General features: G+C 56.3%; 6 protein-coding genes and 1 pseudogene. All 7 read left to right on the top strand.

Annotated elements, in window-relative coordinates; all coding sequences use genetic code 11:
• Window positions 1–555: 555 nt before the first annotated feature.
• The 7 genes and pseudogenes from ACK3EW_RS06655 to ACK3EW_RS06625 all read left to right on the top strand — a co-directional run bounded on the left by ACK3EW_RS06655 (window position 556) and on the right by ACK3EW_RS06625 (window position 12,310).
• Complete coding sequence (locus tag ACK3EW_RS06655; protein WP_493808962.1) at window positions 556–3,117, top strand: trypsin-like peptidase domain-containing protein; 2,562 nt, start codon at window positions 556–558, stop codon at window positions 3,115–3,117.
• Window positions 3,118–3,392: 275 nt separating this feature from the next.
• Window positions 3,393–3,680 (top strand): annotated as a pseudogene (locus ACK3EW_RS06650) (DUF4214 domain-containing protein); the annotation flags it as partial.
• 21 nt (window positions 3,681–3,701) lie between these two features.
• Window positions 3,702–7,244: a S8 family serine peptidase gene (locus ACK3EW_RS06645; protein WP_493809698.1), complete on the top strand. Its 3,543-nt coding sequence runs from the start codon at window positions 3,702–3,704 to the stop codon at window positions 7,242–7,244.
• A 396-nt stretch (window positions 7,245–7,640) separates the two neighbouring features.
• Window positions 7,641–8,708 carry an integrase core domain-containing protein gene (locus tag ACK3EW_RS06640; RefSeq protein ID WP_493808961.1) on the top strand — a complete coding sequence of 356 codons (1,068 nt, stop codon included), beginning with the start codon at window positions 7,641–7,643 and terminating at the stop codon, window positions 8,706–8,708.
• Window positions 8,709–9,400: 692 nt separating this feature from the next.
• Complete coding sequence (locus tag ACK3EW_RS06635) at window positions 9,401–9,946, top strand: TRAP transporter small permease subunit (RefSeq protein ID WP_493808960.1); 546 nt, start codon at window positions 9,401–9,403, stop codon at window positions 9,944–9,946.
• On the top strand, window positions 9,943–11,262 hold the full coding sequence (locus ACK3EW_RS06630) for a TRAP transporter large permease (RefSeq protein ID WP_493808959.1): 1,320 nt from the start codon (window positions 9,943–9,945) through the stop codon (window positions 11,260–11,262). Before ACK3EW_RS06635 ends, ACK3EW_RS06630 begins: the two co-directional genes overlap by 4 nt.
• 25 nt (window positions 11,263–11,287) lie before the next feature.
• Window positions 11,288–12,310: a TRAP transporter substrate-binding protein gene (locus ACK3EW_RS06625; RefSeq protein ID WP_493808958.1), complete on the top strand. Its 1,023-nt coding sequence runs from the start codon at window positions 11,288–11,290 to the stop codon at window positions 12,308–12,310.
• Window positions 12,311–12,344 lie beyond the last annotated feature (34 nt).

Raw genomic sequence — 12,344 nt, 5'->3', positions numbered from 1 at the left:
TTCACCAAGTCACCGCAGGCAACAGGTTCAGAGAATATCGGCAGAAAGAGAACACTTTAGGTCGTCCGGCCAGGGAGGTTGGTGAATAGCCCCTCCCGCATAACCCTCGAATACAACGAGAAAATCCGGCCGGAGCCGGATCGGGAGAACGCTTTCGCGGGGGCAAGTGGCGGAGGGGGTGGGTCTGAAATCTAACGTTCTCCACCACCTAACCCATTGATTTTGCGTAATTGAACTGCGAGTTCTAATCCCAACTGGTACGAAAAGGGTCTGGAATCCAAACGAACTTAATTACCTCTGAAGTGGATCTTTGATGCGCTCAGCACTGTGCCACGAAGTACTCACGGGGATCAGGTGCTGACGTCGCGGCCCCTATGATGTCCCCTGCCCCGATTTGATGCTCGCATCTTCTGGTCTGCGTTTTTTTGGCTTCCGTGAGCGCGGTGCTAATGGGTTGTAGGAATCCATCACAGGGATGTCAGATACAAGTTGCCGCTTTTGGAGCGATCAAAGTATGATATTTTTCAAAGAACCAGTTCTGTGGAGTTTAATGCTATGTCGCGTTTCATTTTTATTGCCATAGCAACCGTGATAATGGGTCCTGCGCCCGAGGCACTGGCGCAGGAAACCGCCTACGTACAGATCGAAGCACAACCAAACCTCGCTACTGCCCAAGACCGCTTGCGCGACTACGCGAGCGCACTTCCCGATGTGAATGGCTTTGAGCTCGGTCGTGGCTGGTACGGCATCGCGCTAGGACCCTATCAACGCGAAGAGGCTGCGCGCGTTCTGCGGAAATTGCGGGCCGAACGCCTCGTTCCACGCGACAGTTATATCAAGGCAGCCGATCGTTACGGTCGGCGTATCTCGATCACAGGACAAGACGCCAACACCACTATGCCGATTACTGAAGCTGAAGCCTCAGATTCTTCCACAATTCTGCGCGCAACCCAGAATACCGACCTTGAAACGCCTTACCCGGAAAGCGTGGCGACAACCGACGACCTACAAGCCCAACAGAATGACATGTCCGCGGTCATGCAGGCTGGGTTCTATGTACAGATCGAAGCACAACCAAACCTCGCTACTGCCCAAGACCGCTTGCGCGATTACGCGAGCGCACTTCCCGATGTGAATGGCTTTGAGCTCGGTCGTGGCTGGTACGGCATCGCGCTAGGACCCTATCAACGCGAAGAGGCTGCGCGCGTTCTGCGGAAATTGCGGGCAGAACGCCTCGTTCCACGCGACAGCTATATCAAGGGAGCCGATCGTTATGGTCGGCGTATCTCGATCACAGGACAAGACGCCAACACCACTATGCCGATTACTGAAGCTGAAGCCTCAGATTCTTCCACAATTCTGCGCGTAACCCAGAATACCGACCTTGAAACGCCTTACCCGGAAAGCGTGGCGACAACCGACGACCTACAAGCCCAACAGAATGACATGTCCGCGGTCATGCAGGCTGGGTTCTATGTACAGATCGAAGCACAACCAAACCTCGCTACTGCCCAAGACCGCTTGCGCGATTACGCGAGCGCACTTCCCGATGTGAATGGCTTTGAGCTCGGTCGTGGCTGGTACGGCATCGCGCTAGGACCCTATCAACGCGAAGAGGCTGCGCGCGTTCTGCGGAAATTGCGGGCAGAACGCCTCGTTCCACGCGACAGCTATATCAAGGGAGCCGATCGTTACGGTCGGCGTATCTCGATCACAGGACAAGACGCCAAGACCACTCTGCCGGTAAGTGAAACAGAGGACGTAGCCAGAACAGAACCTGATCAACGACCTGCCCGCGAAACAAGACGCCAAGCGCAAAAATCCGAGTTACAGCTGGTCCGTCAAGAACGTATGGCGTTACAATTGGCTCTAGAGTGGTCGGGCTTCTATAATGCCGCCATCGACGGAGCCTTCGGACCAAGCACCCGGTACGCTATGGCCGCCTGGCAGCAATCTAATGGGTTCGAAGCTACCGGAATTCTCACAACAGCGCAGCGGGCCGAGCTGCTCAGCCAGTACAACGCCATACTTGACGGCATGGACATACAAACCGTCCGTGACACCAGCGCAGGTATCTCCATCGATCTGCCGCTCGGGGTCGTAGCTTTCGATCGCTACGAGAGCCCGCTTGTGCATTTCAAACCTACTGGCACCGTCGAAGGAGCGCGCGTGCTGCTGGTTAGCCAGCCTGGTGATAGCAAACGCTTGGCCGGGCTATATGAAATCATGCAAACTCTAGACATTGTGCCGCTGGATGGCCCACGCGTCCGTAATAGCGACAGCTTTACCCTCACCGGGCAGAACGGCAGTATTGTATCCCATACTCAGGCGTGGCTGGACGATGATATAATCAAGGGGTTCACCCTGATCTGGCCCGTAGGTGACGAGGAGCGCCGCATTCGCATTCTAGCCGCGATGCAATCCAGCTTTGCCCCGATCGATGGTGTTCTAGCTCCGACTGCCCTCCCTGAGGACACACCGAATATTGACTTGGTTTCGGGGATTACCCTGGATAAGCCCAAGGGCTCCGCTTCGGGTTTTTTCGTCAATAGTCAAGGCGTAGTCCTGACGACCCAGAGCGTCATCGCCGACTGTGACCGCATTACTCTTAACAAAGATGATGAGGCTGAGGTAGTCCTGTCCGACCCCACCCTCGGGGTCGCAGTGCTGCGGACATCCTTAACGATTGACCAAACTGCCGTAGCGCATTTGAACAACGGTACGCCCCGCCTACGCTCCGAGGTTGCCGTCGCCGGCTATTCCTTTGGCGGCATACTTCCGTCGGCCGCAATGACCTTTGGTCACATCGCTAACCTCCGCGGCCTCAATGATGAAGACACCCTGTTTCGACTTGAAATCAGAACGCTCCAAGGAGATGCCGGTGGTCCAGTGATGGACGAAAGCGGCGCTGTCATCGGCATGCTCGTGGCAGATGCCACACAAGAGCGTCAGCTACCTGACAATGTAAACTTCGCGCTAAACGCCAGAACGATCCAACAGGTGCTCTCGAACTTGTCTATGCTCCCGCAATTGTCCGATGACGATGATCGGATACATCCGGAGGACCTGACGCGGAAAGCCACCGCGATGACTGTTGTCGTCAATTGCTGGGAGTGATCCAAATGCGCGATGAACCAATGCCTCTATCCTGTATGACAGCGACTGTTTGTGGCCTGCATACCGAACTTGACAAAAGAACTATAGCCCGCAGCGGGCACCCCTTCAAAGAAGCGAGATCGGGCGCAGACGCCGATCGCAAGCAAAAAAGCTTGGCCAAAAGGCAAAGTAAGGCGATCTGAAAGTCAAAAAGTGCGCATCTTGGTAAACGTCGGCGTAGCTTCGCATAGTCGAACGGTTGTATCATATTCTAATCTGATGTCGTGAGGTCCCAAATGCTTAGCTTCGAAGAAATTATCGCTCGATACTACATCGGTTACTACAATCGGGCACCCGACCCTGAGGGCTTTGACTTTTGGGTGAACGCCTACGCAAACGGTGTGTCCAGACTCGAGATTGCAACCTTCTTTTCCGATCAGCCTGAGACTCGCGTACTCTATCCCTATTTTTCTGCCCCCGCACGCAACTCGCCCGAGCAGTTCATCACGTCGATTTACAACAACCTGTTCAACCGTGAGCCTGACGCAGCGGGTCTTGCGTTCTGGATCGAGGCGCTGACCAGCGGGAACGTCAACATCGGTCAGATGATCGAAGAGATCATTGGCGGCGCACGGACCAACCCGGATTTGGCCGTTGTTCAGAACAAAGTCGCGAGCGCTTTATATTGGGAAGACCAGGCGAACAATTTCAGCGGTTTTCCTTATGATGCAACGGCCGCAGCAGCGGCAGCGGCCGCTCTAAGCGGTGTCACGGACGATCTGGCGAGCGTTGCCTCTTCTCGTGATGAGTCCAATGTCTACTTCGCGTCTCTAGACCTTGAAAAAGGTTATCTGGGCGGTGGCTTCACCGATGACGGGTCAGAAAACGACAAGGTTGGGATCGCGACATCCGCACGGGGAGATCACGGGGCGGTCTCGGTGCTCAGCGTGCAGTCCGGCTCAGTTATCAATATGGAGAACTTCCGCAATGATTTGCGTTTTGCGGATATCGACGGTCGGGGACAAACTGTTGTTGTAATCGACACGGGGATGGACCTCGATAATCCGGCCTTCGGACCGGATTCCAACAATGACGGGATCGCAGACCGGATCATCTTTTCGCGCGACTTCACGTCAGAAGGAGACGGGACCGCCAACGACATCGAAGGTCATGGCACCCATGTCGCGTCAATCATCGGATCGTCGTCCAACAATACGCTCGGTGTGGCCCCCGGTGTGAACTTCGTGGCGCTACAGGCCTTGGATGCGACCGGTTCGGGCACGGTTGCCGGGATCGAAGATGCACTGCAATGGGTGGTGCAGAACGCAGAGGCGATGAACATTGTTGCTGTCAACATGTCCTTGGGGGACGGGAGCAATTTTAACTTCTCAAGAAGCCATCCCGCTTATGGTGACGAACTTCGGATCCTTCATGACAACCTTAACGTCACGGTCGTTGCAGCCGCAGGGAACGACTACGATTTTTACCAAGCCGAAGGTGCCAGCTCTTTGGCAGTCGACCCGCATGCGATTGCGATTGGTGCTGTGGGCGGCACCTTGGCGACCGGGAGTGAGGTTGCCTTCTTTTCTCAACGGTCGGATGACATTCCAACATTCTTTGCGCCAGGCCAAGCCGTCATAGGTGCTGCTCCGGGCGGAGGAACAAGCGCATCTTCAGGCACCAGTCAAGCTGCGCCTCATGTTGCGGGGATGATCGCCCTTGCACAGCAACTTGCACAGCGAGAGCTGGGCCGATCCCTTACACCTGACGAGATGTTCAGTCTGCTAACGCAATCAAGCAGAAGCTTTGTTGATGACGAAAATCTGGACGACCGCGTGGTCAATACCGGCAGCACGTATCTGCGGGTTGATGCTTTCAACTTCGGCGAGGCTGTGCTCGCGCTGTCACAAACCGGGGCGCCTGCGCCGACCCCGGGCCCGACACCCACGCCCAATCCCACGCCAGTGGATAACATTGATGGCTCGATTTCGACCGACGCGGTGATTTCGGTGAACAGCACTCGAACCAGCACGATCGATTTCGACGGCGATCTGGACTACTTTAAAATCTCTCTGACACCCGGCGAATATGAATTCTCGCTAAGGGCGTCTTCATCGGGCGCCGGTTCGCTCAGCGATCCGCTCCTGACCGTCCTGTCTTCGACGGGCGCGTTCATCTCAAGCGACGATGACAGCGGAGCGGGCCTCGACTCCCTATTGAGTTTCACTGTCACGAGTCCAGCCATGTTCTTTCTAGGCGCTGGCGCGTTCGGCAGCGCGACAGGAAGCTATGAATTGGGTGTCACGCAACTCAGTAGTGAAAACGGGGATGTCGGCGATGCAATAGGAACTGCTGGACGCCTTGATGTTGGAGAAACCACGACAAGCGAGATCAACTTTGGAGGTGACCGCGACTGGTTTGCGATACACCTCTTCAATGGCACTCGTTACACGTTCGATCTTGTCGGCAACACACTCTCGGACCCGTATCTTGCGCTTTATAACGAAAATGGCACGGTTGTCGCCGCGAACGACGACGGCGGTGAGGGTTTGAATGCGCGTCTCGAGTTCGTGGCGAACCGGACGGGTATGTTCTATCTGTCAGCTGAAGGCTTCTCACCGTCTCAGACCGGCTCGTATTCCCTCAGCGCGGCTCAAGTGAGCAGCGCGGATGACGACTTTGCGGAAGGCCCCAACACGACCGGTGCGATCGATGCTGTCGCGGGAGCAATCACTGGCCGTCTGGAAACTACCGGCGATCGGGACTGGTTCCTCGTCGATCTTGTAGCTGGCAGCACTTACGAATTCCAATTGCGCGGGACACACAGCGGACAAGGGCTGTCCGATCCGTTTTTGTACCTCTTCGATGCTGGTGGGAATGTCGTGGGTTCGAATGACGATTCATCCGAAGGCCTCGATTCCTTGCTGACCTTCAATGCACAGTCTGGTGGAAGCTATTTCCTAGTTGCGGGTGCGTATGGCGACAACGGAACAGGCGATTACATCCTCAGTTCCGCGCGTGTCGCTGAGGGGCAGAACGACGTTCCGGGAAACCCTTCCACTACGGCTACGCTTGCTGTTGGCCAGACAATTTCTGGGGCCATAGATGGCCCCGGGGATTTCGACTGGTACGGGGTCAACACCGTTGCTGGCCAGGTTTATCAGTTCTCACTCGTATCAGCGGGTGACGCTCCCATGTCGGACCCATGGCTTACGCTGTATGACGGTGCTGGCAACTTCATCGACTTCAACGATGACGGCCAGTCCGGAACGGATTCCTATCTGGAATATGTGGCGGTAACAGGCGGGCGCGTGTTCATTTCGGCGGAGGCTTACGATCTAGCAACAGATGTCGGAACGTACGAACTGGGTCTAACTAGTCCGGAAGTCCGGCCATCTGACATTCCAGGCAATCAAAGCACGCAGGCTACGTTGTCCCCCGGACAAGTTGCAGTGGGCGTAATCGATGGTCCCGGTGACGTCGACTGGTTTCGTGTCCAGCTTGACGATGGCCGGACCTATGAGTTCTCTATGAACTCGGCCGGCAGTGATCCAATGGATGACGCTTGGCTGTCTCTTTACGACGGCTCTGGTTCTCTGATCACATTCGACGACGACAGCGGTGGCGGCAGGAATTCCCTGCTGCAGTATCAGGCTGTTGGTAACGAAACCGTCTATCTCGCGGCCGAGGCCTATGATCCAAACTTCGACGCAGGCACGTACGAAGTGGGTGTCTCAATAAGCGGGTCCGGGCCCGTCGGAGATACTCCTTCCGATCCTTCGACGCCGGCTTCGCTGACACTTGACCAGATCGCAAACGGCCTGATTGACGTCCCAGGTGACACAGATTGGTTTTGGGCGAACCTCGCTGGCGGCCAGACTTACTTATTTATCATGACTGCGACAGGCACACCTAATTCTTTAGCTGACCCCTATCTCGTTTTGTATGACAGTTCGGGCAATTCAATAGCCGAAGATGACGACTCGTTTGGCAATTTAAACGCCATGATCGAATTCACGCCATCGTCAGATCAGCATGTTTACATATCCGCCGAAGCCTTCGACTCTAGCGCTGACAGCGGCAGCTATACGATTGGCCTCGTAGCCACACTGCCGAGCTTTAGCGAATTTGAATTGGGGCACGGATAAGAAATACAAGAAATGTCTCCGTGGAATGGAAACGGCGGTGCAAAATTAGCGGAGGGGGTGGGTCTGAAATCTAACGTTCTCCACCACCTAACCCATTGATTTTGCTTAATTGAACTGCGAGTTCTAATCCCAACTGGTACGAAAAGGGTCTGGAATCCAAACGCACTTAATTACCTCTGAAGTGCATCATTGCTGCGCTCAGCACTGTGCCACGAAGTACTCACGGGGATCAGGTGCTGACGTCGCGGCCCCTATCATGTCCCCTGCCCCGACATTATGCCCGCGTCTTCTGATCTGCGCTTTTTTGGCTTCCGTGAGCGGGGTGCCAAAATGTAAGCGAGGCCCATCACGTTGACATAGCGGCATTTTTTAAACGCCGCACTGGAGCCCGGCAAGATGAATTCGACCTTTTCCCTCCTTCTGGTTTTCCTGAGCCAGTTCTTCATCCCGCGGCACAACCCGCAACTGAGACTGCTAAAGGCTCAGATCACAATTTTGCGGTCACGCATTCCGACCCAACGGATCATCCTGTCGCCGGCCGAGAAGGCCGAACTGCTGCGGATCGGAGAAGAATGCGGGCATGATGTCGACGGGCTTCTGGAGGTCGCCAAGCCCGCAAGCTACAAGCGCTGGCTGACCCAGATGCGCAGCGGGCGCCCCTTCAAAGCGGTCGGGAGGCCGCGCCTAACGCAGGAACTGCGCGACGTCGTCATCCGCATCGGATCAGAAAATCTCCTCTGGGGCTACAAGCGGATCGCAGGCGAGTTGAAAAAGCTGGGGCTCTACACTGGCGCCAATTCTGTCAAACGCATCCTGACCGAGGCGGGCATCCACCCGAGCCCTGAAAGGCGCAAAAAGCAGCCCGCCCTGCCATGGACCACATTCATCCAGGCACACATGGAAACCATGGTTGCCTGCGACTTCTTCTCAAAGACTGTGTTGACGCTACGCGGTCCGAGGACGGCCTACGTGCTGATGTTCATCCATCTCGGCAGCCGGCGTGTCTTCTGCAGCGCTCCGACCTACGCCCCTGACTCAGCTTGGGTGACCCAGCAGGCCCGCAACACTTTGATGTGGTGCACGGAGCAAGGGATCATGCCGAAATTCTTGATCCGCGATGCCGACACCAAATTCAGCACCAGCTTCGATACCGTCTGGGAGTCGGAGACCGCGCGGGTCATCCAAATCCCACACAGAGCGCCCGACGCCAATGCCTTCGCAGAGTCCTTCATCGCGACGATCAAGCGCGAATGCCTCGATTTCTTCATCTGCTTCAGCCGTTCCCAACTGGATTACATCCTGCGGACCTGGGTGCGCCACTACAACACCGAGCGCCCACATCGTGGTCGCGACATCGGGAACAACGTGCTGCAAGTCGATTTCCAGCCCGTCCGGGACGGCCCGATCCGCCGCAAGCGTCAGCTCGGTGGAATTGTCACATCCTACACCCGCGACGCTGCCTGAACATCCGAGCCAACACAAGGATTGATAACGTCAGATTCATCTTGCCAAGTTTCGTCACACCCTTTTAAAAATTTTTCCAAGTCAACGTGATGGCGCAACGTATACATTTTGGTACCCTTCTCAGATTAGGCCAAAGACGCTCAGCACAGCACGCGACCGAGACGGGCGGAACCCCAGAGCCGAAGTGATCAGTTTGAACCGCCTGATTGCGCCAACCTGACCAACCCTGCAGCCGCAAGATACACCCCCGAGATCATGACGTGCAAACGCCGCGGTGCTCCTGTTTACAACAGCGTTACGGCGCAGTTTTGGGCATGACATGCTGATCGCCCCGTTGGCACCTTCCGGGTGATTGCCTCAGTACGGCGTCACACGCTGCTGCCGCTCGATGACTGCCTCTGTGCGCTGCAACCGACGATCCCGCATCTGACGCGGTCGGCCTTGCACCGTTGACTGCAACGGCAAGGGATCTCAACAGGCAGCTGTTTGGTCATCCTGCAGCATCTACGACAATCTCTGCATCCACAAAATCAAGAACATCATGGGATAACCGATCCGACCGAGGCTTGCTGTAGAGAGTGTCGATCGGTTTCCTCGACCCTCTAGACTGAGATAATAGTTTCCCGTGCAGCCAGTAATTGCTAGGATTCCCAAGCAAATGGCCATCAAAGCCGCTCAGATTGGAGAAACCGATGGTCACACCAGTACCGACACGGGCAGCGCAGATCGAACGTGCTATGCTGAACGGATTTGCCGTACTGCTCATTATGTTGATGCTGTGCATCGCCCTGCAGGTCTTTGCCAGTCTTTTTGACATCAATCCTTTGATGAGTTTTTCCCAGTCCAAGTTCTGGCTGGGCAAGGCCGTTACCCTGAACTCGCTTCTGGACCTTCAATGGCATCTGCTGGCGATCATAGCCCTCCTGCCCGCAGGGCTGGTGTGGCTGCGCGACGTGCATGTGCGGGTCGATTTCCTTTATGAACGCTACCCGCCCCAAGCTCGTCGCGCGCTGGATCTGGCGGGTAACCTGATTTTCGCTGCACCATTCTTTGTCATGGCGATCCCTGGTGCCTACCGATTCTGGGAACGCTCGTGGCGTTCGGGCGAAGGATCGGCTAATGGCGGGCTGAACGATCTATGGCTGATTAAGCTGGTGCTGCCATTTGGCCTTTTGCTGCTGGCCTTGGCAGTGCTGATCGAAAGCCTGCACCTTATTCGCGCCTTGGCGCGCCGATGAGCGACGTCGTCTTGCCGTTGGCGATGGCCGCCCTGACGCTTGGGGGCATTCTTGCGGGCTATCGCGTCGCCTTCGTATTGGCAGGTGCGTCAGCTATTTTCATTATTGTTTCAGGTCTTCCAACGGCGTTCTTCAACCTGATCGTTAGCCGCATCTATGCCAATGTATTGACCAATTGGCTGCTGGTAGCGATCCCGATGTTCATCTTCATGGGCCTGATATTGGAAAAATCCGGTGTCGCGGAACGCACTCTTAAAGGCGCGCAGCGCGTGCTTGGCGGCACGCCAGCCGGCATGGGCGTAGCTGTGCTGGTCATAGGTGTGTTGCTGGCGGCCTCCTCCGGCGTGGTAGGGGCCAGCGTGGTCTTGTTGGCCCTGTTGGCGCTGCCGAGGATGACCGAGGTCGGTTACGACAAGGCGACTTCCGCCGGTTTGATTGCGGCCAGTGGCACACTGGCGATCCTGATCCCGCCATCGGTGATGCTAATCATCTTGGGTGACCAGTTGCAAACTCCAGTGCCCGATATGTTCGCCGGTGCCATTGGACCAGGCTTATTGCTGGTGGGGCTTTACGGGACCTATATCATTCTTCGCGCACGCGGCCTGCCGCGCCCAATCAAGAGCCCGGCAAACAACCTGATGCGCGGACTGCGGCGCACGCTTCTGGACGTCGCCCCCCTGCTCTTGCTCGTCCTGTCGGTGCTGGGCTCAATCATCGCGGGGATTGCCACCCCAACCGAAGCCAGCGGGCTGGGCGCTCTGGGTGCCATCTTTGTCACCGTTCTTTATCGAAAGTTCGATGCCACGATCATCATGGAAGCGGCCCGAGACACGGTTCTGGCCACCGCTATGGTGATGACGGTCATCGTGGGGGCCACCTGCTTTTCCGCCGTCTTCAAAGGCATCGGCGGCGACGCAATGATCCGCGACGGGCTGGGCCTGTTCGGGCAAAGTCCCTGGGTCGTGCTACTGGTGGTGATGGGCGCGATCTTCATCCTTGGCTTCGTGCTGGATTGGCTTGAAATTACGCTGATCTTGATCCCGATCTTCGCACCCATCATCGCGGGTCTTGATTTCGGCAATGGGCTGAGCGACCAAGAGCTGCTCATCTGGTTTGGCATCCTTGTCGCGGTGAACCTCCAAACCTCGTTCCTGACGCCGCCGTTTGGATTTGCCCTGTTCTATTTGCGTGGGGCTGCGGGTGATCAAGTCCACACGGCTGAGATCTACAAAGGCGTCATACCGTTCATCGTGTTGCAACTTCTTACCTTGGGACTGCTGATGACCTTCCCTTGGCTGATAACCGGCCTTGTCTGACAGGCCATTTCTGAAAGGAAAGAGAATGAAAAAGCATATCCTTGGGGCAGCGATGGCGGCCTCGGTAACAACCGGCGCGCAGGCCGAAGATTACAACCTGCAATCGGCCTTCGCCAAGCAATTGCCAGTGCTTGGGCCGGGCATTGACCGCTTTACCGCAACAGTGTCGACGCTGACGAATGGCGCAATCAATTTCATCCATCTTGGCGATGGCGAGCTGTCACCCGCATTCGAGATCTTTGACAACGTCGGCGCTGGAGCGATTCCGGCAGGCATGAGTTTTGCTGCCTATGCCGCTGGCAAAGCCCCAGCGGCGGCGCTGTTCGGGTCAATGCCCTTTGGACCCGACGCCATCAAATATGTCTCCTGGGTCCATCATGGCGGCGGGCTAGACTTGTGGCGAGAAATTTACGAGCCCTTCAACGTTGTGCCGATGCCTTGCGGCGTTATCATCTCGGAAGCGGGCGGTTGGTACACCAAGGAAATCAACACAGTCGAAGACCTGAAGGGCCTGAACATCCGCATTGGCGGCTTGGGCGGAGCAATTCTTGCAAAACTGGGTGCCAATGCCATGAGCCTACCCACGGGCGAAATATCGACCGCGCTGGAGACAGGGCGTCTTGATGCAACCGAGCTCAGCTTTCCAATGGTTGACCGTCTCTTGGGTTTCGACAAGGTGGCCAAACATTATTATTTCCCCGGCTGGCACCAACCCTCGGGCTTTATCGAGTTCTACATGAATAAGGACATGTGGGATGGCCTGTCCGACCAGCACCGCATCGCCATCGAGACAGCTTGCATGGACCTGAACCTATGGACCATTGGCACCGCCGTGGTCGGCCAGCAGCAGTATCTCGACGCTTTCGCCACCAACGGCGTGGACATCAAGCGCTTCCCCGATCCGGTGATCGACGCCCTGCGCGCTACCACGCAAGAGGTTTATGACGAGCAATCAGCCGCTGATCCAATGTTTGCCCGCGTCATGGACAGCTATCGCACCTTCAGTGCCGCCTACGACCAGTACGAGGCCCTGAACAGGCTCGACTAGGATAACGGCCTCGGTGCCGTAATGCGCCAGGCCA

The organism is Marivita sp. NO-S04, assembly GCF_059070475.1.
Note: the sequence above shows the minus strand (reverse complement) of the source record. Positions and strands in the feature narration are given on the sequence as shown.